This window comes from Pseudomonas sp. 2, from assembly GCF_056627435.1.
In genome coordinates, this window is record NZ_JBWXNG010000003.1 from 146929 (window position 1) to 169713 (window position 22785).

Annotated in this window: 26 protein-coding genes; 8 read left to right on the forward strand and 18 right to left on the reverse strand. The window is 59.1% G+C overall.

Annotation, left to right across the window (positions count from 1 at the left end):
• Positions 1–9: 9 nt before the first annotated feature.
• From cyoE to AC1MEK_RS06185, 3 genes are all read left to right on the forward strand, one after another.
• Entirely contained in the window at positions 10–900 is an 891-nt protein-coding gene (gene cyoE, locus AC1MEK_RS06175; protein WP_480395385.1) for a heme o synthase, read from the forward strand.
• 250 nt (positions 901–1150) lie between these two features.
• The gene (locus AC1MEK_RS06180) at positions 1151–2053 is read left to right on the forward strand and encodes a glycosyltransferase family 2 protein (protein ID WP_480395386.1); all 903 of its coding nucleotides are present in this window, start codon (positions 1151–1153) and stop codon (positions 2051–2053) included.
• Between the two features lie 40 nt (positions 2054–2093).
• Positions 2094–2717 carry a CatB-related O-acetyltransferase gene (locus tag AC1MEK_RS06185; protein ID WP_480395387.1) on the forward strand — a complete coding sequence of 208 codons (624 nt, stop codon included), beginning with the start codon at positions 2094–2096 and terminating at the stop codon, positions 2715–2717.
• A 75-nt stretch (positions 2718–2792) separates the two neighbouring features.
• Here AC1MEK_RS06185 and AC1MEK_RS06190 read toward each other — a convergent pair whose 3' ends face one another.
• The 5 genes from AC1MEK_RS06190 to AC1MEK_RS06210 form a co-directional block, all read right to left on the reverse strand.
• On the reverse strand, positions 2793–3755 hold the full coding sequence (locus AC1MEK_RS06190) for an ATPase (protein ID WP_480395388.1): 963 nt from the start codon (positions 3753–3755) through the stop codon (positions 2793–2795).
• Between the two features lie 83 nt (positions 3756–3838).
• On the reverse strand, positions 3839–4624 hold the full coding sequence (locus AC1MEK_RS06195; RefSeq protein ID WP_480395389.1) for a transporter substrate-binding domain-containing protein: 786 nt from the start codon (positions 4622–4624) through the stop codon (positions 3839–3841).
• A 227-nt stretch (positions 4625–4851) separates the two neighbouring features.
• Positions 4852–5442 (reverse strand): DedA family protein, encoded by a 591-nt coding sequence (locus tag AC1MEK_RS06200; RefSeq protein ID WP_480395390.1) that lies wholly within the window; start codon positions 5440–5442, stop codon positions 4852–4854.
• Between the two features lie 96 nt (positions 5443–5538).
• Complete coding sequence (locus tag AC1MEK_RS06205; RefSeq protein WP_480395391.1) at positions 5539–6201, reverse strand: hypothetical protein; 663 nt, start codon at positions 6199–6201, stop codon at positions 5539–5541.
• A gap of 250 nt (positions 6202–6451) precedes the next feature.
• Positions 6452–7366, reverse strand: a complete 915-nt coding sequence (locus AC1MEK_RS06210; RefSeq protein ID WP_480395663.1) for a LysR family transcriptional regulator — start codon at positions 7364–7366, stop codon at positions 6452–6454.
• Positions 7367–7498: 132 nt separating this feature from the next.
• Here AC1MEK_RS06210 and AC1MEK_RS06215 point away from each other — a divergent pair, with 132 nt between their 5' ends.
• From AC1MEK_RS06215 to AC1MEK_RS06235, 5 genes are all read left to right on the forward strand, one after another.
• Positions 7499–8242 carry an SDR family oxidoreductase gene (locus tag AC1MEK_RS06215; protein WP_480395392.1) on the forward strand — a complete coding sequence of 248 codons (744 nt, stop codon included), beginning with the start codon at positions 7499–7501 and terminating at the stop codon, positions 8240–8242.
• 545 nt (positions 8243–8787) lie between these two features.
• Complete coding sequence (locus tag AC1MEK_RS06220; RefSeq protein ID WP_480395393.1) at positions 8788–11661, forward strand: autotransporter family protein; 2874 nt, start codon at positions 8788–8790, stop codon at positions 11659–11661.
• Between the two features lie 720 nt (positions 11662–12381).
• A complete protein-coding gene (locus AC1MEK_RS06225; protein WP_480395394.1) occupies positions 12382–13227 on the forward strand; it encodes an RNase A-like domain-containing protein in 846 nt (281 codons plus the stop codon).
• A gap of 19 nt (positions 13228–13246) precedes the next feature.
• On the forward strand, positions 13247–13615 hold the full coding sequence (locus tag AC1MEK_RS06230; RefSeq protein WP_480395395.1) for a hypothetical protein: 369 nt from the start codon (positions 13247–13249) through the stop codon (positions 13613–13615).
• Positions 13616–13957: 342 nt separating this feature from the next.
• Positions 13958–14374: a BRO-N domain-containing protein gene (locus AC1MEK_RS06235; protein WP_480395396.1), complete on the forward strand. Its 417-nt coding sequence runs from the start codon at positions 13958–13960 to the stop codon at positions 14372–14374.
• Positions 14375–14614: 240 nt separating this feature from the next.
• On the opposite strand, the gene AC1MEK_RS06240 is transcribed toward AC1MEK_RS06235, so the two are convergent.
• The 13 genes from AC1MEK_RS06240 to AC1MEK_RS06300 form a co-directional block, all read right to left on the reverse strand.
• A complete protein-coding gene (locus tag AC1MEK_RS06240; protein ID WP_480395397.1) occupies positions 14615–14833 on the reverse strand; it encodes a helix-turn-helix transcriptional regulator in 219 nt (72 codons plus the stop codon).
• A 107-nt stretch (positions 14834–14940) separates the two neighbouring features.
• Entirely contained in the window at positions 14941–15531 is a 591-nt protein-coding gene (locus AC1MEK_RS06245; protein ID WP_480395398.1) for an Arc family DNA-binding protein, read from the reverse strand.
• A complete protein-coding gene (locus AC1MEK_RS06250; RefSeq protein ID WP_480395399.1) occupies positions 15528–15683 on the reverse strand; it encodes a hypothetical protein in 156 nt (51 codons plus the stop codon). Before AC1MEK_RS06250 ends, AC1MEK_RS06245 begins: the two co-directional genes overlap by 4 nt.
• Positions 15680–16153: a hypothetical protein gene (locus tag AC1MEK_RS06255; RefSeq protein WP_480395400.1), complete on the reverse strand. Its 474-nt coding sequence runs from the start codon at positions 16151–16153 to the stop codon at positions 15680–15682. Before AC1MEK_RS06255 ends, AC1MEK_RS06250 begins: the two co-directional genes overlap by 4 nt.
• Positions 16150–16476 carry a hypothetical protein gene (locus AC1MEK_RS06260; protein WP_480395401.1) on the reverse strand — a complete coding sequence of 109 codons (327 nt, stop codon included), beginning with the start codon at positions 16474–16476 and terminating at the stop codon, positions 16150–16152. The genes AC1MEK_RS06255 and AC1MEK_RS06260 overlap by 4 nt, the downstream gene beginning before the upstream one ends.
• 13 nt (positions 16477–16489) lie before the next feature.
• The gene (locus AC1MEK_RS06265; protein WP_480395402.1) at positions 16490–17710 is read right to left on the reverse strand and encodes a phosphoadenosine phosphosulfate reductase domain-containing protein; all 1221 of its coding nucleotides are present in this window, start codon (positions 17708–17710) and stop codon (positions 16490–16492) included.
• A 43-nt stretch (positions 17711–17753) separates the two neighbouring features.
• Positions 17754–18365: a 3'-5' exonuclease gene (locus tag AC1MEK_RS06270; RefSeq protein ID WP_480395403.1), complete on the reverse strand. Its 612-nt coding sequence runs from the start codon at positions 18363–18365 to the stop codon at positions 17754–17756.
• Positions 18366–18429: 64 nt separating this feature from the next.
• Positions 18430–19584: an RNA-directed DNA polymerase gene (locus AC1MEK_RS06275; protein ID WP_480395404.1), complete on the reverse strand. Its 1155-nt coding sequence runs from the start codon at positions 19582–19584 to the stop codon at positions 18430–18432.
• A 204-nt stretch (positions 19585–19788) separates the two neighbouring features.
• Complete coding sequence (locus AC1MEK_RS06280; protein WP_480395405.1) at positions 19789–20142, reverse strand: four helix bundle protein; 354 nt, start codon at positions 20140–20142, stop codon at positions 19789–19791.
• Positions 20143–20198: 56 nt separating this feature from the next.
• Positions 20199–20813, reverse strand: coding sequence for an Lcl C-terminal domain-containing protein (locus AC1MEK_RS06285; protein WP_480395406.1), 615 nt, complete (start codon positions 20811–20813; stop codon positions 20199–20201).
• Between the two features lie 65 nt (positions 20814–20878).
• On the reverse strand, positions 20879–21466 hold the full coding sequence (locus AC1MEK_RS06290) for an Lcl C-terminal domain-containing protein (protein WP_480395407.1): 588 nt from the start codon (positions 21464–21466) through the stop codon (positions 20879–20881).
• Between the two features lie 73 nt (positions 21467–21539).
• The gene (locus AC1MEK_RS06295) at positions 21540–22574 is read right to left on the reverse strand and encodes a DNA translocase FtsK (protein WP_480395408.1); all 1035 of its coding nucleotides are present in this window, start codon (positions 22572–22574) and stop codon (positions 21540–21542) included.
• A 9-nt stretch (positions 22575–22583) separates the two neighbouring features.
• The gene (locus AC1MEK_RS06300) at positions 22584–22784 is read right to left on the reverse strand and encodes a hypothetical protein (protein ID WP_480395409.1); all 201 of its coding nucleotides are present in this window, start codon (positions 22782–22784) and stop codon (positions 22584–22586) included.
• Between the last annotated feature and the right edge of the window lies 1 nt (position 22785).

The following is a 22785-nucleotide window of genomic DNA, read 5'->3' on the forward strand; positions in this document are numbered from 1 at the left end:
GAAACACTGATGTCACTGAAGCACTTTATCCAAATCACCAAACCGGGGATCATTTTCGGTAACGTGCTTTCGGTGGCAGGTGGCTTTTTCCTGGCGTCCAAGGGGCATGTCGATTTCGCCCTGTTCCTTGTAGCGATGATCGGTACTTCGTTGGTGGTTGCGTCCGGTTGTGTATTCAACAACTGCATCGACCGTGACATCGACCTGAAGATGGAACGCACCAAGAATCGTGTGCTGGTTCAAGGGCTGGTTTCTCTGAAACTGGCTCTGGTCTACGCCACGGTGCTCGGCGTTGCCGGTGTTGGCCTCCTGTACTACAAGGCCAACCCGCTGGCGGCGCTGTGCGCGGTGATCGGATTCGTGATTTACGTCGGCTTCTACAGCCTGTACCTCAAACGCAAATCCGTTCATGGCACGCTGGTCGGCAGCCTGTCGGGCGCGATGCCACCGGTGATCGGTTACGTCGCGGTCAGCAACACCTTCGACCTCGCGGCGCTGACCTTGCTGGTGATGTTCAGCCTCTGGCAGATGCCTCACTCGTACGCCATTGCGATCTTCCGTTTCAACGACTACCTGGCTGCCTCGATTCCGGTTCTGCCGGTCAAGCGCGGTATCCGGGTCGCCAAGCGTCATATCCTGATCTACATCCTGGCCTTCCTGGTCGCGACCCTGATGCTGACCTTCTGCGGTGCCGCAGGAATGAACTATCTGGCCGTCGCGGCTGCCATGGGCATGTACTGGCTGTACATGGCGTGGACGGGCTACAAGGCCAAGGATGATACCGTTTGGGCACGCAAGCTGTTCGTGTTCTCCATCTTCACCATCACGGCGTTGAGCGTGGCGATGTCGCTGGACTTTCAGGTCACCAAGGAGCTGCTGGTCACTTACGCAGCGCCTTGATTGCCTGAACTGAAACACTCAAAACCCCGTAGTTCGCGAGAGCTACGGGGTTTTTTATTGATCAAAGGTTTATGTCCCACCTCGAATGAGGGTAGTTCTCTGTAGGGAAAGTCCGGAGTCTGACAGGCTCAGGCTCTAATCAGGCCATGACAAAGGCCATCGACTTACCGCATCATGTACCTGTTTTGTACAAGGATCGTGGCAAAAAAACCGCACTGATCCAGTCGTAGTGATACAAATAAACAGAATTATGACTGACAACCTCACTCCAGAAATCCGGCCGAAAAACGACTCGATTCCGCTCGTGTCGATCATCGCGCCCTGCTACAACGCAGAGAAATATCTGGACGTTGCGATGGCCAGCATCTTCGCCCAGGACTACCCGAACTTCGAGGTCATCATCGTCGATGACGGGTCGACCGATAACAGCATGGCAATGCTCCAGGCGCTGCAGGCCCGGTACGATTTCCAGCTCTACTCCCAGGCCAACCAGGGCGTCAGCGCTGCCCTCAATCATGGTCTGCGCCATGCCCGTGGCGAGTATGTTTGCACCCCGGACCTGGACGACATCATGTTGCCAGCTTCGGTGCGCCTGCGGGCCGAGTACCTTGATCAGCACCCGGAAGTGGGCTGTGTTGGCGCACTGATCATCTACATGGACTCGGACGGCAACGACACCAAGTCGCAGAAACTGTCCAGTATTCAAAAACTCAGCTTCGACGAGATTCTGGGTGACGCAATTGTGGTGGGCGCGCCGGTGTCGCTGTACCGGATGGATGCCCTGCGCACCGTGGGTTTCTACGATCCGGACATCAAGGTCCAGGATTTTCAGATGACCCTCAAGATCGCCAGCAAAGGCTACGAGGTTCACGTCCTGCCGGTCAGCGTGACCCGCTATCGGCGCCACCCCAATAACCTGTCGCGTCGCTACAAGGTGCTGCTTGAAGCCGACATGCGCACCATTGCGCCTTACCGCGCGCATCCGGCCTACAATCGCGGGCTGACTGCCATCATCAACAAAGCGTTGAAGTACGCAGTGGTCAACGACAAGAAGTACGCCTGGACCTTGCTGCGGTCCATTCCGCTGCGTCAGTTCAACAGGACGACGTTCCGTCGCTTCAAGCGCCTTCTGCTACACCGTCAGAGCAGTTGATCAGCCTCTGCCGCGTCTGCTTTCGTTCACGGACCCTTGCATGAAATTCCTCGAACTGCTGAAAACCCGCAAAACCAGAAAGCACCTGCGCAGCCTGGACAAACTCGAACGTGCCCCGGAGAAGATTCGCCTGCGCTATCCCCGTTATGAAGTGGGCACCGGTACCTATGGTATTCCCGAGGTTTTCGAGTTCGGCGACGATACCATCCTGCGCATCGGCTCCTACAGCTCCATCGCGGCGGGCGTGAAAATCCTGCTGGGCGGCGAGCACCGCACCGACTGGCTGACCACCTACCCATTCCCGGCCATGATGAAGGGACTTGAAGACATCAAGGACTACGCGCCGAGCAAAGGCGACGTGGTGATCGGCAGCGACTGCTGGATCTGCGCCGGCGCCACGATCCTTTCCGGCGTGACCGTGGGGCATGGCGCCATCGTCGCTGCGGGTGCAGTGGTGACCCGCGACGTACCGCCGTTTGCCGTGGTCGGCGGCAACCCGTGCAAATTCATTCGCTGGCGTTTTGAAGAAGCGGTTCGTGAGCAATTGCTGGCGACCGCCTGGTGGGACTGGCCAATGGACGAGGTCAAATCCGTGGCCCGCATGCTGTCGGGTTCCGACCTGGATGCGTTTCTCGACTACGCGAAGTCGCGCAAAGCGGCGTGACGCGCCTCACCCCGTAGCGGCACGGCTTGCCGGCGGGCGCGCCCTCAAGATCGTTCCCGCTGGCAAGCCATGCTGCTACGTAGCCGGGGCGTCCTTCTGCGGCCCCAGCACAATCGCCAGATGGCGCAAATCCTCGATCTCCACGCTCAGGCTCTTGCCTGAGGGGCTCGCCTTGAGCGTCCCCAGCGCGAACACTGTGAAGAACTTCACCTCGTCGGCATGGCTGAGCAACTCGCTGATGTAACGGCTGGAACGGTAGGCCTGCATCTGCGCGGGCGATACATACAGCGTCGCCAGCTTGCCCTGCAAACGGTCGAAGAACTTGAATTTGAAGCCGGTGCCGTAACGCTCCACCAACCCGCCGCCATACAGCACCCGCTGCTCGTCCCCGACCTGCGCGTACTTGATGTGGCGAAAGTAGGAGCGCAGCGTCACCTCGCCCTGGCCGGGGATGCGCAACGTCAGCAGGGCGAATTCTTCTTTGGTCAGTTCGGCCTGGGCCTGGCGGAAACTGTCGACCAGCCGTTCCAGGTTGCTGGTGCGGGTTTCCTTGGCTTGAGTGCCTTTCGATGTGTCGGATTCGGACGCTGGCTGTGCAGGTGTTTCTTCCTGTGGCTTGTCAGGCTTTTCGGTAGAGCCTGTCGGCTTCACCCTCTCTTTGAGTGAGGGATCGAACACATCGATGTAGTCATCCAGCTTGCGCCTGGCCTTGCGCAACGCACTCTCAGCCTCGGTTTCTTCGGGTGCCGGTTTATCCTCGGCGGTATCGTCGACCCACTCGCAATCGGCGTGGTGTTCGTAGTTGGGATTGGCGCGAAAGTGCGCGGCGACGAACGCGGGATTTTCCTGGGGTTTGACGTCATAGCGTACGCCAGTGACCTTTACGCCCAGGGCGCGGCAGGCCTCGCTCGAACACAGAAAGCTGAAGCGCGCGCGCGGCGGCTCCTGGGAAAAATACTCACGCCGCGCCGCGACGATCGACAGCTCCTGCTGCAGCTCGACGCAAAACGCGCGGGTGATGCTCTTGCTGGTCTTCATGAACGCGGGCGAATCCTGTGCCGAGAGGTCATGGGGGCATGATGCGTAATAGCCAGTGCCCGGCACAACCCCCGGCACACGCATTACTGGCCCGGCACCGCCAACCACTCGCCGACCACTTTCTGGTAAGCCCCGGTAGCCTTGGCCAGATGCAGCCACTGATCGACGTAGGCCTTCCAGCTCAGATCGTCGCGGGGCAGCAGGTACGCCTTCTCGCCGTACTGCATGTAGCGCTGCGGGTTCACGGTGCACAGGCCCGGCATGCGCTTCTGCTGATACAGGGCCTCGGAGGCGTCGGTGATCATCACATCGGCGTTCTTGTCCAGCAGTTGCTGGAAGATGGTCTTGTTGTCGTGAAAGGCCAGCTTCGCATTGGGTAAAAACGCCCGGGCAAATGCTTCGTTGGTGCCACCCTGGGGCTCGATCAGGCGCACGCCTGGCTGGTTGATCTGGGCGATGGTCTGGTATTTGGCTTCATCCTCGCAGCGTACAAGTGGCACCTTGCCGTCGACGTCCAGCGTGTCGCTGAAAAACGCCTTCTTCTGCCGCTCCAGGGTCACCGAAATCCCGCCCACTGCGATGTCGCACTTGCCCGCCGTGAAGTCGGTCATCAGGGTTTTCCAGCTGGTCGGCACCCAGGCAACTTTCGCCCCCAGACTCTGCGCCAGCGACTGCGCCAACTCGATATCGATGCCCTCGTACTCGCCGTCCGCGCGGTGGAAGGTGTACGGCTTGTAATCCCCCGTGGTGCACACCGACAGCGTGCCGCTCTGCTGTACCCCATCCAGCCGCGAAACCGCCTCGCCCGCCTGCGCCTGAGCCACGCCGAGCAGGCTCAGCAGCAGGGTGGCAGTGATGTTCTTGTTCATGTGGTCGATCCCTGTAAGAAGAAGTCCGAGGTGTTGTTATAGAGGTGGGGGAGAGGGATGGGAAGGGGGCGGTTTGCATGATCAGCCTGCGAATCCGATCGGCTTTTGATTCTGGCCGAAGGCCGTGGGAGCAAGCTTGCTCGCGATCTGCTGCGCAGCAGCAGTAAAACCAGACACCTCAGGCGTGTCAGATGTACTACGCAGTCAGGGCTACCTGCCGGTTCCCATCACTCTCCCGCTGACCGACCCGCCCGAACCTTCGCCCGAGGATGCCGAAACAACGCCACCGCCGCAGCAATCACCACCACGCCGATGAAGATCGGCAGGCGATAGGGTTTCAGATTACCCAGCAGGTTCTGCAGCGCTTCGCCGGCCCAGTAGCCGGCCATGACGAACAGCGTGGCCCACGCGGCGGCACCGAGCAGGTTGATGGCGGAAAAACGTAGCGGCGACAGGCGACTGGCGCCGATCACCAGCGGCCCGATCAGGCGCATGCCGTAGAGAAACCGGACCGAGAACACGGATGCCATGGGATAGCGTTCAATGAGCCCGGAAACCCGGTCGATCGTTGCCTGCTGACGATGCAGGCGCGGCAAAATCCTTGGGCCGAAATAGCGCCCGGTCCAGAACAGGATCTGATCGCCGAGCATGCCGCCCAGGGTGGCGATGAGGATGACGTCCACCAGCCGCAGTGAAGTCTGGTGTGCGGCCAGCCCGCCGAGAATCAAAATGGTCTCGCCTTCCAGCAGGCAACCGATGAACACGGCCCAGTAGCCGTAATTGACGAGCAGTGCGTTGATGTCGAGGTGTTCGAACATGGGCGAAAGCGGCCTCTGGCAGGACCCGCCGCATGGGGCGGACGGTTTGCCGTTCGACCTGAGCGCTTCGCCAACAGTTCTATCGCATTCAGATGCTCACTCGCTGTACTCGGCTTCCAGCGCGGCGAGATCTTTCTCGATCACCTTCATCAACATTTCCCACTCGCCCTGGGTACGTTTCATCGCCTCGCCTTCGCGCGAGTAGAGGAAGTCGATGACGTTGGCGGTTTCCTTGGCCTTGGTGGTGGGACGAAAGGCGTCCATGCTCAACACCCGCGCCAGCATGTCCAGCTCGGTGGCGTGGTTGACCCACTGCCAATTGTCCTTGATCACCAGCTTGTCGATGAGAATGCACTGCTTCTTGAAGCTGCGCAGGCTCGCACCGAACGGGCTGGCGGCCAGTTGCGAGGTGATGCGCGAGCCGTCGCTGTTGGCCTTGTCCACCGCATTGGGGCCGAAGAACCACTCATTGAAACTGAGCTCGATCTCACGAAAGGCCACATTGGCATCCCAGATGATGCCCAGCGCCTTGTTGTGAATGATCTCGTTTTTCCAGGCCCGGTACGCCTTGAACGCCAGGCCCACCAGACCGATGGCTGCCAGCGCCTGCACCAGGGCCGAACAGGAGTTGATGACGTCGTACGCCCGGGCCGAACCGGAAACACCGGCGCCGGTGTAAGACTCGTAGAAGACAGCCCCGGTCATTGCCGCAAGGGCAAAAAGGGCACAGTAGAAACCAAACGCATAGGGATCTTTCATTGTTGTTTTTATCCGATCAGCGAGGTTAAACATTCGGTCCATTCGCTCTGGATCAGTCAATTTTCAGGCTAGTTGAGAACTGGGGATTTGCAGGCAGGGTGACGAAATGATTGCTTACAAGTACCGCAGGCCCCCGTAGCAGCACGGCTTGCCGGCGGGTGGCCCTTGAGATCTCCATTGCTCTCAAGGGCCACCCGCCGGCAAGCCGTGCTGCTACGGGGGGGGCGATGATGCGCGGGGGTGTTGGCTGTCAGTGGCGGTGCGGGAACAACTGAGAATCCGAAAGGCACTTCATCAGGTGGTCGTAAACCAACCTTACACGCGGCGGTACCGGCCCCGACTGCGTGCGGTAAATAATCAGATCCGTCGAAGGCGGCGCGAATTCGGCCAGCACTTCGACCAGCCGCCCCTCGCTCAAATGCGGCTCGGCCAGGTAGTGCGGCATCTGCGCAAAGGCCAGTCCGCCGAGCACGAACTCCAGTTCGGTTTCCGGATCGTCGCAACTGAACGCCGGGGAGGGCGGCAGATGGCCCTGGCCCTGGACGAAAAACCACGGCCAGGGTCGGCCATGATTGCGGTCGATCAACAGCGACATGGGCAGCGCCTTTAAATCTTCGAGGCTCACAGGCGTTCCTGTTTTGGCAATGAGCGATGGTGCGGCGACGACCTTCAACGGCACCTGCGCCACGGCCCGCGCGATATAACGCCGGTCGCGCACCGCACCGACGCGTATGCCGATATCGATGCGCGAGGCCACCGCATCGGTCAACTGGTCATCCAGGCTCAGCTCGATCCGCAATCCCGGGTGCTGCTCCATCAGCGGTTTCAGAAACCCCGGCAAATACAGCTTGCCGATCGCATGGGGCGCGGTAATCCCCACTCGTCCGGAGATCTCGCTGCTGCCGGACTTGCTGTGGGCGACGAACAGCTGATCGAACTGATTCAGCGTCTGCCGCGCCTGTTCGGCAATCTGCCGCCCGAACGCCGTGACATGGGCCTGCCGCGTGCTGCGGTGAAACAGCGGCTCGGCGAAGGTACGCTCCAGCTCCTTGATCGCCCGCGTCACCTTTTGCGGCGAAGTGCCTAGCCGGTGCGCTGCTTCACGAAAACTTGGCGCCTCCACGGCCACCAGAAACACCCGCAGCATTTCCATCCGGTTGAGCATCACGTGCCTCACGTTTCGAAAAGATGATTCCAAAAAGTGGAATTCTAAAATCCGAACTCTTCCATTTTCTGGAGCGTATATCCACTTCAATATCTGCCTCAACCAGTTACCACTCGCTTGAGGAGATCCAAAATGAGCAATGGCATTCAAAACAAGGTTGTCGTCATCACCGGCGCAAGCAGCGGCCTGGGCGAATCCACCGCCCGCCATCTGGCCAAGCTCGGCGCCAAAGTCGTGCTCGCCGCCCGCCGTCAAGAGCGCATGGACGTGATCGTTGAGCAAATCAAGGCAGCAGGCGGCCAGGCCTCGGCCTACACCGTCGACGTCACCCGCCGCGAAGACCTCAATGCACTGATCGAAAACGCCGTACGCGACTTCGGCAAAGTCGACGTCATGATCAACAACGCAGGCCTCATGGCCATCGCCCCGATCTCCGAACTGCGGGTCGACGAATGGGACCGCATGATCGACATCAACATCAAAGGCGTGCTCTACGGCGTCGCCGCCGCATTGCCCAAGTTCGAAGCCCAGGGCTTCGGCCACTTCATCAACATCTCGTCGGTGGCCGGCATCAAGGTCTTCAGCCCGGGCGGCTCGGTCTACAGCGGCACCAAATACGCTGTGCGCGCCATCTCCGACGGCCTGCGCCACGAAGTCGGCGGCAAGATCCGCACCACCACCATCGAACCGGGTGCGGTGGATTCGGAACTCAAATTCGGCAGCGGCCACCAGCCTAGCGCCGATGTGGTGAAAGAGTTCTACAAACAGGCCATCCCGGCCGAATCCGTGGCCCGCGCGATTGCCTACGCGATCGAACAGCCGAGTGATGTCGATATCAACGAAATCGTGTTGCGCCCAACTTCGCAGGATTTCTGATCGAGATATCGACCCCATAGCTGTGTAGTAGCCCTGTAGGAGCGAATTCATTCGCGAAGGCGGGTCAGGCGATACATCTCTGTCGCCTGATGCCTCTTTCGCGAATGAATTCGCTCCTACAGTTATTGGCTCGAATCCACAGTTGCGTGTCGCGCTATTAGTTGTCGATCGCATTTACACGCAGTTGTACAAAATTGAACTAAGTTATGGCTATTTGCTGCCATAACCCCTCTATTCCGAGCGGTTCGTCTCTCCCTCTCTCATGCTTTGGTCGTCTCGCTGAAAGCGAATTTCTGTGCCATCACAAAGCGCTTTTTTTCAACTAATTGGTACGCCAGTTCCACTAACAATTTTGTTTGATATCCAAAAGCCAGTATTTAATCTGTTTGAGTGTGTTCAATAAGCATTGATTCATGTGTTAACTAAAGTATTGGAGTTGGTGGCGGATACAGGCTCGGCAGTATTGGACTTGCAGCATAACTAATAACGACGAGCCTTAATGCATGAAGCAACCATCCCGCAAAAATGGAACACGGCGTACTTGCGTGCGCGCCCCGCAACTTTCCCTGCTCAGCCTGGCGCTGGCGTCGGCTTGGCTGCTGCCCCAGCACGCGCATGCCGCCGAATACCTGGTTTCGAACGATGCCGAGTTTCGTGCAGCCATGCTGGCTGCACGCACGGACGGTGATCCCAGCGCGACGATCCGCCTGACTTCCAGTTTCACCCTGGATCTTGGGGTCAGTCTTGCCCAGCCGGGCAAGCCGATTGTCGTGGACTCCAATGGCTTCGTTCTGACCTCGACCAAGAACCCGGGCGGTTCGGTCATTCCGTTTGTCACTTCCCCTGCAGCATCGTTGGTTTTCAACGGCACCTTCAATGGAGAGTCGGCCACTACGGCGGGAAATGGCATCGCGATTGTGAGCGGCAGCGGCGGGCAGGTCACCATTAACGGTACTGTGACAGGTGGTGATCAGACGGGCGCCACAGGTGGGGGCGGGGTGGGTGTTTCGTTCGGTCAACGCGAGACCATTACCAACAATGGAACGATCACCGGTGGCCGAGCGGCATCGGGCTTCAGCACGGCCAACAGTTCCCTCAGCGCTGGCGTTTCGTTGCAGAACGGAGATGTGCTGCTCAACGCTGCCTCTGGCGTAATAGCGGGTGGTAGCGGATTCGGTACCGGCGGTACCGGCGTCTACGTCGCCAACACCGTAAATTCCACGCTGGACAATCAGGGGATCATTCGTGGCGGCACCGACCTGAGCGGTGGTTCGGCCGGTGGCATAGGTATCAGGTTTGCCACTGCCTTCGGAACAACCCTCAATAACTCCGGGTTGATCGAGGCCGGGGCGGGTGCGCCAGCCATTTTCATGTCCAATGCCTCTTCCAGCATTTCCATCGTCAACTCAGGCACCATCCGTGGCGGCAGCGGTGCCAACGCCATTGAATTCGCCACCGGCACCGGCGTTGCAACCCTGGAGCTGCAGGCAGGCTCCACCATTGTCGGCAATGTCATTGCCAGCGCTGTCAGCACCACTGATGTCCTGCGTCTGGGTGGCGACACGGACAGCGTGTTCGACGTTTCGAGCATCGGCAATGCCGCCCAGTATCGCAACTTCGACCTCCTCGAGAAGACCGGCGCGAGCACCTGGGCCTTGATCGGCGAAGGTACCTCTACCGCGCCATGGACCGTCAAACAAGGCACGCTGCAGGTCGGCAACGGTGGCACCAGCGGTTCGCTGGCCGGCGACGTCGAAGTGCAAAGCGGCGCGACCCTGGCCTTCAACCGTAGCGATGCCTCCACTTATGCGGGTGTCATTTCCGGCGATGGGGCCTTGGTGCACAACGGCAGCGGCACCACCACACTGACCGGCGTGAACACCTACACCGGCCCCACCACCATCAACTTCGGCACCCTGGCAGTCGACGGCTCGATCAACAGCCCGGTGAGCGTGATGGCAAGCGGCACGCTGTCGGGCAGCGGCACCGTCTTTGGCGACGTGACCAACAGCGGCGCCATCACCCCGGGCGGTGGCTCGGGCACCTTGACCATTGACGGCAACTACATCGGCAACGGCGGTGTGATCCGGCTGAACAGCGTGCTGGGCGATGACAGCTCCAGCACCGGTCGCCTCGTCGTCACCGGCGATACCTCCGGTACCAGCACCATCGCGGTCACCAACCTTGCAGGCCTTGGCGCGCAGACAGTCGAAGGCATCAAGCTGATCGATGTGCAGGGCCTGTCCAATGGCGTATTCAGCCTCGCGGGCGACTACCGTTACCAAGGGCAGGCAGCCATTGTCTCCGGCGCCTATGCCTACCGGCTCTACAAGAACGGCGTCACCGACAGCAGTGATGGTGACTGGTACCTGCGCTCGACGCTGGACAGCACCGATACTGTGTCGCCCACGACGCCGTCGGCCCCGCTGCTGGCACCGACCGTGGGCCTGTATGAGAGCTACGCCAGCGTGCTGCAACGCTTCAACCAACTCGGCACCCTGCATGACCGCATCGGCAACCGTTACTGGCAGCCCGATGCCGAAGTTCAGGCTCAGTCCAGTGCTGGCATGCCTGCCATCGGACGCGGTGCCTGGGTGCGCGTCGAAGGTTCTGAGGCCGATATCAACCCGGCGACCAGCACCACCGGCGCCGACTTCAACGTTCACAGCCGCACCTTCGAAACTGGCTTTGATGTACCGGTCTACGAGAGCCCGGCCGGCACGTTGGTGGTGGGCCCGACTGCGCATTACGGCAAGGCCGATTCCAGCGTTTCGTCGCTGTACGGCGACGGCTCGGTCGACGTCACCGGTTACGGGGTAGGCCTCACCGCCACCTGGTACGGCAACGACGGCACCTACGTCGATGGCCAGACGACCGTGACGCGCTATGACAGCGATCTGCGTTCGTCGCAACTGGGCCGCAAACTGGTGGAAGGCAACCGCGGCCACGGGGTGGCGGCGAGCATCGAGGTCGGCCATCGACTGGCCCTGGATGACACCTGGTCGGTCACACCGCAAGCCCAGCTTTCCTGGTCGCGGGTACGCTTCGACGGTTTCACCGATCAATACGGTGCCGATGTTTCCCAGGATGACGGCAACAGCCTGGTCACCCGCCTGGGCGTGATGCTCGACCGCGAAACCCGCTGGAAAGCGAGTGACGGCACCTTCAGCGGCTCACGGCTGTACGGCATCAGCAACCTCTACTACGACTTCGACGACGGCACCTCTGCCGACATCTCCGACCTGCACGTGCGCAGCAAAGAACAGGCGTTGTGGGCAGGCCTGGGCGTGGGCGGCGCGCTGAACTGGGACAACCGCCAATCCACCTTGTTCGGCGAACTGCTGGGCCGCACCAGCCTGCAGGACTTTGGCGACAGCCATTCGGTGGGGGCCAGGGTCGGGGTTCGGGTGATGTGGTAGATCGTTTGGGTGATGGCGGCGGTGGTGCGGTCGACAGACCGTAGGAGCGCGCTTGCCCGCGATTGCGGTGGGTCATCAACCTTGAGGTGGCTGACCTGCCGTCTTGTTCTGGCTAACGCCAGACCTGTTTCGGCTTCGCCGAGTTACTTGGAAAAGTCGGGATGCCGCACCACACCCAAGTAACTAAGGTGTCCTGCTCCTGGTTGGGCCCTCCTGCGTCGGGTTCCTGAACGAAGGTCTCGCTCCGTGGGCCCGGCGTGAAAGGGCCATCCATGGCCCACACGCCTCTCGCGGCATCCATGCCGCTCGACCCACTCCGCGAGACCTCCGCTCAGCCTGCACCCAAGTCGCGTTTTGCGTTGTCTGGGCTATTGCGCATGAAGATCAAGATCAAAAGCGAGCGGCTAACGCCGGACTGCTACGGGAATTGGGTTCCGGACGATTCAGCCGTGTATTTGAAAAGCTTTATAGATATTGGGTTGTATGAAGCTGTTGTAGGACTATTCCGAGAGTGAAGTAAGAATCGGATGGAAAACGCTATTTCTCACACAGTCTGCTTGTATACGCAATTTTCTCTCGCTAGTTTTCACCACGCATTCGATCCAGCCGTCGGATGACGCGACCATTTGGTTAGTTTGAGAAGCGACATATTTTATTGATGTCACGAAGCTCTATCTTCTAAAATCAATTCTCCCGCTGCTGAAAAACGATAGGAAATGGATGTCAGATCAGGACGATTTTCGGGTAGTTTTGAGTTTTGCTCAAATGGCAGCCATTCTTGAGCATGAAACACTTTCTGAGCATGAAATCAGCGTAAATCGAATATTCGGCAGTCTGCGTTTGTTGGGCGGGATTGTAGAACTCGCTGGTGCTGGTGTGCTTTGTGCGGCGCCTGAGCCCACCCTGATAACCAAAGCCGGTTGTATTGCAATGGGTGTCCATGGCTCTGATCAACTGGCAGCAGGCGCTCACCAGTTCGTCACCGGCAGAGCCACGGATTCCTTTGCTTTCAAAATAGGCGCGTCCGCTGCCGAGGTCGTTGGGGCTTCGAAAGCCACCGGCCGTGTGGTCGGGCTCGCGACGGAGTTTGCCGTCCCTTTTTCTACCGCTTCCATATACGGAGCGCTTAGGGCGTCTTCCGTTCAGGCGGGCAAGATGACCATTGTGGTCAGCGAAAAATTTCCCCATGCCCCAAATAAAGGTCCGGGCGGCCACACACAAAAGTTGCATATCGATCAAGATCTGGCCGCATTGCAGAAAAGGTTCAAGCGAAACAGAACCTCTGACACGATGTCGACGTTCAGCAGTCTGGAGAAAGCTGAATGGGCGGTAAGTCATACGCTTGCCATGAACCGATACAAGATTCTGGCGTATTCCAAAGCATCGTTCATACGCTCAAGCAATCGCGTTACGTTGAAGATGAAATTTGTTGAGGATATCGGCTGGGGTGTAACCCGAGCCGCTCCGAATACTCCTGTCGGTATGAAAAACATCGTCGTGGTTGTGGAGTTCACCCAATACAATCACATGCCTGCGTTTATAGTAACGGCCTATCCAACCCTGTGAGGCATCTATGCGCGGATACATGCAGCTTCTGGATTTCATGCGTGAGTTGGCGGATGGCATACAGGAACATTTGCCAGCAGGGCAGCGCACGCAGGTCATGTCCCTGAATGAAGTAGTCGATCAATGGATGGCTGCCAAGTCGTACTGGGCCATCCGATCACTGCGTAGAGACATCCAGCGATACGTGAGCAAACACACCGCGGGCGACTACGAAATTGACGAGATTTTCGCGTGGTATGACCTTTTGTTCGTACCTGAGCGGTTTGGATGTGAGGAGGGGGAACTACTCAGCGAAGTCTTTCGCATGCTCGATGTTAAGGTGATTGAGCAGCGTAGATCGCTGCTGGATGACCTTATCAGAGGCTTACGACGTGTAGGACGTTTCTGAATTTCTCCTGGTGCCTTGTTCAGCAAAAAGCCCAGCGCTAGTCTCCCCGCCGTCGCTGAAATCAGTGACCGGATTTGACGATCCGATCTTCCCGAAGCGCATCAGCGTTCATGCCGTGCATTAAGCTCACTGCTTGAGGCCTGCGTCATGGCGGCTGTGCGTCGGAGGCCTTCGGGTCTGCCGGTGTCTTTGGGGCCGGTTCGTCAACCTTCGCACAGCTGCCACCCTTAATGTTTGACGACATCAGGTGGTCGCTCTAGCTAAAGGAGCTTCACCCATGCAGGCACTGCACACTCAACGATCGCCCCGTCCAGCGCCATCCTCTCCAAGAGGACCAAGGCAATGACCGACTGCTCCGAACCCCAAGTCTTCATCCGCCACCACCGCCAACTCCGCGCCCTGCAACTCGATCACCAGGCCTGGTTCTGCCTCCAGGACACCGCGCGCCTCATGGGCAAATCCCTCGACGAACGCTCCCTGCGAAAGCTCGACCCCGATCAGCACAGAACCGCCTGGCTTAACAATGATGGTCAATGGAGCAAGCAAACCCTCATCAGCGAGTCAGCATTGTTCGCGATGCTCGTGCACCACTACGTTCCGGAAAATCGTGCGTTGAGGCATTGGCTGACACACGAAGTGCTGCCAGTGTTGAGAGAGGGGACGGGGTCGTATTTGCAGGAGGCAAGCAGTCGGCGACCACCGTGGAAAAAAGCCGGGCTGTGGTGGCAGAAGCTGATGGGCTCGCTGAGCGCGGCTTGAATCCCAGGCACAAAAAAACCGGCTCAATCCTGGCCGGTTCCTTTCATCTTCAAGTCGCGTAACCCCTTGAAGGTACTGCTGTTTGGTGCCCCGAGGGGGCATTGAATATTTCAACAAAGCCGGGGTTTATAAGGCGGTGCGTGGGTGGCCATACATCTGGCCATACAGGAAAGTTTTGGCTGAAGCGAATTTACGGGGATATTGCCCCGCGCTGATGGCGGGGCGAGAGGGGTATTGTGGTCACGCGACGTCGCGGCTGTCCATCCGGCGTTGAATGTACGCCTCGATCTCATCGAGCACGAAGTGTGTCATTGCCGACCGGTGCTTGCCGTCTTTGATCGGTTTTGGAAAGGTCTTGTCGTTTTCGCGCAGCCGGTGAAGCGTGGTACGGCTGATGCTCATTTTGAGCATCACGTCTTTGATGGACAGCAGCACGCGGCCTGGTGGTGGATTGGTCATGGTTACTCACCTTGTTTGATTTTCGATATGTGAATGAAGCGGCAGACCACCACGGCGGTGATGATCGAGAGGATGGCCCAGCAGGCGAGGAAGGTCATGGCATCACCTCAGAATGGGATGCACTGATCGCAATTGGCAGGCCATCCCTTACTGCCGCAGCCAGGGCAAACACGCTCTTGCCAATGATCAATCGGTTGAACGAACTTAATTTCATCCGGCGCAAGCGATGGATCTTCAGTGATCTTTAAGCCGAGCGCTTCGGCTCGGCGCCGCGCCTTGTTGCCGTTGCCCGGACTGAAGTCGGGGATGTCGTCAGGTTTGGTACCCTCACCAGTGAGGGCACCATCTTTCGCGGCTGGCTTGATGAAGGCTAGCGTTTCATCGCGCAGGTGTGGGGCGCCCACCCCCATCAAGTCAGCCCATCGAGAAAGAAGGCTCTCCAGATCGTCGACCCGCTGGTCTGCCTTATCCAGGCGCTCTAGCAGCAGGCGGGTCTTCGTGCCAACGGCCTCGTCAAGCGCATTCAGCAGCATGGTCTGGCGCCGTTGCCCATCAAGATGCTGGCGCACAGCCTGAATGAACACGGTGTTCATGCTGGTGTCAGCAGCGTTTGCGGCCTCTTCGACCTCAGACCGCAGGCCAGGCGGCAAGCGCATTACAAATTTCTCGGCTGTGCGGGAATCGTATTGACGGCTCATTTCTGCATCTCCCGTGCACGCTGCAGGGCGTAGTCAAGCTGACGCTGGCGGCTGCACTTGTCGTGGTTTCCGTGGGTGCGCGACTTCTTGCAGACGTCGCAGATGGTTTCGGCGTATAGGGGCCGGACGTGGAAGGTGGAGTAGGTGTTCATGGCGAAGCCGCCTTGATGGCCAGCTTGCCCAAGGCGCGAACCGTGCGCTTGGCTTGGCCGAACTCCTGACGGGCGATCTTACGGCGCTCGATCAACAGCCAGGCGGAGAGACAGTGTTCGCACTGGTAAGGCTGCGACTCGTCTTCGCTGTAGCCTTCAAGCTCTGCACGTATTTCGTCATCGCGCAGCTTGCGCTCACGGTCGTATTCGCCACCGTCGTGGGATGTCAGTTGAAGCACTTCATGCAGGTGGTGTCTGACCCGCGAGCCGTCCCACAGTCTTTTGTAGTCGGCGTCACTGATGCTGCTGAAGATGCCTCTGTGAATGTCGTTGCCGTGGTAGGCCTCGATGGTGATCGGGCACTTCTCCAACTCAGCCACGATCCCTTTCTTGATTGCGCCCAGATCGGCGGCAGCACGCTCGTAGCGGATGATTGCGGCAACGGCGCGTTCTGCAATGGTCTGGCTCATACCTGCCCCTCCAACAACTCAATCACATGCCAAAAGCCCAGCGCCTGAGACGCGGGCCGCTGACTCGCCGCTTGCTTCAGTCGATCGATAACCTTGCGCACGCCGTGCGGCTGCTGAAGGTCATCCTTCATCGACAGGACCATGTCGGTGGCGTCCTTGTGGCCTTCGCGAAAGCCCCACTGATCGAAGTTCTTGGGGCGCTCAGGCTTGCCGGGCAGCGCGATCTTCTTCGGCTCGACCGGCGCCGGTTTGGGTGGTGTGGGAATCGTGGGCACAGCGGAAGAGCGGGCCTTTGCGAGGGCCGCGTTTGCGATGGGGTTCATGGGGTTGCCTCGGTTACGGGAACAGGAGTGGTTGCACGGCGCCGTCGGCGAATACTTTGTCGAGAGGGGTTGTGGCGATGGGTTCGTCGCCATCCCAGCCATCTGGCCAAGTTTCAGCGCTAATGAGTTCGCGGATACGCGTCTCTTCTTCTGTATTGATCATGTCTACCACGGGTCGCCCAAGCTGCTGGGCCGCATCATTTATTTCACGCTGGATATCGAGTAGCCGCTCAAGGGCCATGAGGCGGGATTCGAGCAGAATCGGACCCATCCGTTGTGGGTTTGCAGCGATGCTGCCGTCTTTCAGCCTCTCGATACCGGCCTTGCGCAAGCGGTGCTGAGGTTCGCGCAGCTCTCGCCAGACGGCCCTGATGCGCTTAAGCGGGGCGAGGTAAGTCCAATCCGGATTGAGCAGGATGGTGTCGAGCGCCTTGTCCTCACTTGCCAGTGGGCAGGCGGTACAACCGGTGCGCGCGTTGATTTCTTCTGCCTCATCGCCTCCGTAGGCGTCCGCAATGGTGGCTGTTGACCAGTCTCCAAACTCGGCTTGGGGCGCCCAGTGCTTGAGCCATTCCCACACATGACATACTCGCCAGTGCAGCAACGGGGCGAGAGTGGCAAGTCGTCCCTTTAAGCCTTTGGCCTCGGGCAAAACCTTCTGGTACCAGCCTTGGCCGCATTCAGCACCGTCCTTTCCGCAGCTCATCTCTATTCGCTTATCGCGGATCGCGCTCTCGCCCTGGCGAACGCCGGTGATCATCAGCACGTTGCCATCAAGTTCGGCCAGGCGCTTCTCTAAGGCGTGCTGCATAGGGTCGATCTTGATCTGTCGGGTGCACCAACGCAGCGTGTTGTTGTTCGGTGGTGGTACCCCGCGCCCAAGGATGTAGACCATGAAGCGCTTGTCGAGCGGCGCGGTAACAACCTCGACGGCAATCCCGCGCTCTTCCAGGTCATCCATGATCTGCTGGGCAGCATTGGCCAGCGGCAGCAGTTCCTGTCGGGTGTCTGCGTAGAAGACAGTCAGTGTCTTTGGCTTTGGAATACGTCCGGTTTCTATCAGCCAGATGATCAGGGTGAGGGTGGCGCTACTGTCTTTCCCCCCGGACCATGCAATTCCCCAGTGTTCATGGTCGGCGCCATAGGCTTGCAGGCTTTGGATGGTGAGCTCGATGCTCTCGGTCATCTGCAAGCGCTGCGCGCCTGCGGCGAAAATATCAATTTGGGCGCCCATGGCGTTCTCCTGAAAGCGCCGGCTACCCGGCGCGTGGGATATTTCAAGCCACCTGAGCAGGCGGATTCAGTGCGAAGTACACCCGGGCGCAGGCTTCTGCGTCCGGACGTGCGCGGTGCCCACCTACCAGCTCTTCTCCAGTGAAGTGCAGCAGGGCCTCGGCCACGCTCGGCTGCTTGAACTGACGGCCACGCCCGGCGGCGATCATCTTCGGCGTGGGTGGGCACTTCACGATGGCCGTGGAGTTCAGGCAGGTGCAGTAGCTCGGCCCGGCCCGGAACTTGTCGGCGTACTCCTGACCGATGAAGCGCATCATGGCGATGCGTGCGATGCGGTCGTCAAAGCTGACGTTGTGCGCAACCCGCAGTCCTGCGCGCTCGAACAGCGACAGGAAGCCTGTCAGGGCGTCCGCTTCCGGGATGCCTTGTTCAAGGGCCATCTCGGTGGTGATGCCATGGATTGCTGCGACGTCGTCGGGGATCACCCAGCCGTCAGGCTTGACCAGGGCTTCAAACGAATCGACCAGTTCGCCAGCGGGCGTGTAGAGCAGGCCGCAGATGTCGACAAGGTGAGGCTGGCGCGGGTCGTCGCTTGGGTCGCGGAACAGAGGCAGGCCGGTGGTTTCGGTGTCGTAGATGAGGATCAGATCGGACATTGGGTTTTCTCCAGACGAAAATAAGGCGCCGATTGGCGCCTGTGTTGTTGGTTAAATTTATGGATCAGGTCTTTCGATAGGTCTTGGTCAGGTCGCCGTTTACGACTTGACCGCGCTTAAGCAGTAGGTTGGCCAGATTCGCCCGTCCTCTCTGGCTATGGCTGGCTTGGGTGAGAAGACCGAAATAGCTGTTGGCTGTTTCTCGCAGGTCTTCGGGCGCGACGGCCGCAGTTCGTTTCATTGCAACGGCTACCGTCTTCTTACGCGTGGTGCGGCGCCAAGGCTTGATCACATGCCCGACGAAGTCGACGCCGCGATCAACCGGCTGCAGGATGGTTTTCGACGGGTTTAGCCTGGCACCGAGACTCGGTAGAAATGCTTCGATTTCTGCCAACCATTCGTTCAACTGCTGCGGCGACTCATGCAGCAGAACAAAGTCATCGACGTACCGGATGTAGTGCTTGCAGCGCAGCCTGTGCTTCACGAACTTATCGAGCGCGTCGAGATAGATGTTCGCGAAGAACTGCGACGACAGGTTGCCGATGGGCAAGCCGCGATCCGCTGGTTGAGCATCAAGCCGCTTGTGCTGCGGTACGCGATTGAACAGATGCGCGGGACTGCGCAGCGAGTAGTTCTCGCGCGGGTCGTGCACCAGCACCTTAAGCGCGAGCTGCAACCACCACGGTTCCGTGATCCGCTCAGCCAACTGCCGCGCCAACACGCCTTTGTCAATCGCGACGAAGAAGTTGGCCAAGTCGCACTTCAAATAAAATGCCGCCTTCGACCAGTTCTGCGTTGCACTGCGGATCTTCGCCTCAAGCCGCTTACCGGCGTAGAGCGTGCCGCGTCCTGGGATACAAGCGCAGCTGTCCGCAATGAAAGTGCGCTCGATGCCTGGGCCTATATGGTTGTAGAGCAGGTGGTGAACGAGGCGGTCGCGGAAATCTGCGGCCCACACCTCGCGGGCCTTTGGCCGCGTCACCACGAAACAGATGGATCGGCCTGGCCGGTAATTGCCGGTGACCAGGTCGTCGTGCAGTTGAATCAGGTTTCCCTCTAGATCCTGCTCGAATGCCAGCGCACTGGCGCTGTTGCGCTTCGAGCGTCGGCAATCGTAGTAGGCCTGAACCAAATCCTGAAACGGGTAGGGGGTTGAATCTGCGGACGGGACGAACGCGAAGCTCGTTGTTCTTGTCGTTGTTGTTCTGATTGCCATCATCGAAGTTCATGTTGAATGCGTTGTTGGCGGAGCGCTGCGACCTGTCGTGCTATCTACGTCGCCCCGGCGATTGCTCATCGGGGAAACTGCGCGAGACCTACTCGGACGCTTTAGACCGGCGGTATCTCTGATGCGCATGGCGGTGACTCATCGAGTTAGCGGCACGACCAGATTCAAATCGCACAGACCTGAAAGCCTTGGCTCTCAGGTAGCGGGCGCGGCGGAGTGTCTTTTCCAGGCGTTGGCCTGCTTCCCGATTGACGCTGTCAGCTCAATGGCCTTGGCGTGCTGTGGGATGCTGATGAATCGCTTCTCCTTGAATAGTCTCATCAGGAACTCGATCACCTGGACTCGCTCGACGAGCGATCCGAGATGCGGTGTCTTGTCCCTTGCTGCGTTGGCTCGAGCGATCAGCACCATGATCTCGATGCATTCGTCTCTGACCTTGGCGCCAAGGCTGACTTTGAAATCCCGGGGGATGTTTCGAGTCAGGTCAGTAGCAAGGCTGAGCAGGTCAAAGGCAACCTTGTGTATCTGCAAATCCGTGTGCATTGCCATCCGGCAAATCTCCCTGAAAAGCAACCGGCCGCAAGCGGCCGGATTGAATGAGCGAATTAATCAATAAGCACGCTGCGGACGGGACGAACGCGAAGCTCGATGCCCTTGCCGAAGTAGTACTGAAAGCCATCAGCGAAGTACATGTAGAATGCGTAGTAGGCGGAGCGCTGCGTTGAGGACCAGTACCAGGTGTCACGGAAGGCTTCGGCACCGCCCTTGCGGAACAGATCAACAGCCGTCTGAACCGGCGACTCATCGGTGTACAGCAAGCCGACTGGCACGCTGTTCGGGTTGTCACCGTCACGCCCGTAGCACCAGTTGCTCTGGGTGGTTGGCTTGAAGTGCCGGTACTGCAGCTCCTGCGCGTCGCGTGCTGGGATCGCCCAGTCGGTAAAGCCGCCGATGTTGAGAGACAGTACCTTCATCGCCAGTTCGCTACCAGATGCGACCATGGCCTCGGTGTTAGCACGGCTGTCTGTGAAGCTGTCGGCGCCTTCGATCTTCGTGCCGTACTCGCCCCACTTGCCTTCCAGCTCGGCGCTTGCCGGTGCTGTGACGATTGCGTAGCGCTTGCCATCTTGCAGCAAAATTCCGGTAAGAAAGCCGCCCTCGAAAGGCTGGCCGATCTCCGGAAGTTGAAACGCCTGTGCTGCTTGTGCGGTTGCGGTCATGTGATTTTCCTTTTTGGAGGCAACAAAAAAGGCGCCGATGCGCCCGTTTTTGAATGAATGAAGGATTAAATGAACAATCTGCGGACGGGACGAACGCGAAGCTCGTTGGTCTTGGCGCCGTAGTACTGAAAGCCATCATCGAAGCCCATGTAGAATGCGTAGTGGGCGGAGCGCTGCGTTGACGACCAGTACCAGTCTTTCTGGAACAGCTCAGGCAAGTTCACCCAGCATTGGTACAGCTCGGCGCAGGCGGGCAGATAGAAGTCAGCGTGACCTTCTGCCTGGTAGGCGTTGGCGATCTCGGCGGCTGGGTGACTGCCTTCCTCAATCAGGACGGCAGTGTTAGCTACGCCATCTGTCTTGCTGGTGGCGCCTGATTCCTTTTCGTAGCCGCCCCATTTGTGTTTCCCGGCATCGTCCTTTGCGACGATCAGGTAGTGCGCCGGGACATCGCCGCGAGCCGCAACGAAACCGGCGTTGAAGCCGCCTTGGCCTGGCCAGATGTCGCCTACAGCAGGAACAGCGAATGGAGCATTTACGGCAGGCTGAACCGTCTGCGGCGAGATCTGCGCGACGACGCTGGCGAGAGCCAGACCCGCGACGGTCGCCGCCGGGATTTTGATCTTCGCTTCGCCTACGGTAAGGGTGATCATTTCAGGTTTCATGAGTCCATCTCACAAAAATGGCGCCATACGGCGCCGGGTGTGTAGTTTTTTCTGTGGATAACTAGGCCACGTCTTCCAGCTTGGCGGTGACCACGTACTTGTGAGTCAGGGCGCTGTCGCCTTCGGTCTCGACCTTGATCACCTCGTTGTCGATCAGGCGCAACAGCAGGGTGGTGGCTTGGTCGCTGCTGATAGCGAGACGACCTTGCAGCCAGTCGGCGTCGAAGCCTTTCTTCGGAGCCTTGAGCACCAACAGTTGGGCCGCGTCTTCGTAGGTGAAGTCGCCGAACTCCTTGAAGGGTTCGTCTCCGCCCTTGGCGATGGAGTCGATCAAGGCTTCTTCTTCGTCGTCAGGCGGGATCTGAAGCTTTGGCTCCCCCCGTGGGTTCAGCAGCACCTCGCGGGCACCGTGGCTGTCCATTGGGGTGACAACGCCATTCAGTTCAAGAGCATCCATCAGCACGGCAGCGCGGTTGTAACCGATGCCCAGCTCGCGCTGAATGCTGGCGATGGTCGGCCTGCGGCTCTCAATCACGAAGGCCGCGGCCTTCTCGTAGAGCGGATCGGTGCCGGTATCGGTAGTGAAGCCGGCTTCCGACGGTCCAGATGGCTTGTTTTCAAACAGGCTTCCGGTCAATTCGCTGACATGCAGCGGCAAATCAGGCTGATCACGGTCAGGTTTGATGCTGTCGAGCCCTTCGTTGTAATCGTTCGGCGCCAGCACCAACAGGCACAGCTTGCCGGCAACATCGATGAGGCCGTGACGGTTCGGGTCTTGAGCGTCGACCACCGAAGTGATCGTGATGCTCTTGGCTTTGAATTTAGCATCGGCCACCGTCACCGGGATCGAGATGGTGGCGCGGGACGAGATGATCGCGATTGCAGTGTTCACCGCATCCTTGACCTTCTCGCTTATACGGTCAATGACCTCCTGCTGCTGACCTTCATTCAGCTTGCTGTACGGTGCGGCAATGTTCTTCCACTCGAACATCGCAGCCTCGACCAGATCGCGGTGTAGCAGCGTGTGATCGAACATCGACGGCATGCAACCGTGGAGCTGTGCGCGCTCGATGGCTTCCAGGTGTTCAATTTTCATGGGTGATCCTCAGACTTTGGCAATGCGTTCAAGCTTTGAACGCTGGGCGGGGCTCAGGTGGGTGTGCGGGCCGTAACGCTTGAAGCAGGCCCGCATGTTCTCGGTGAACTCGATTTCCCATGCGCCGCTGGCGTACAGCTCAGCGGCAGCAAGGATGGCGGCGAATTCCTCGACCCGGTCGTATTGCTCTTCCACGGTCAGGCCGGCCATG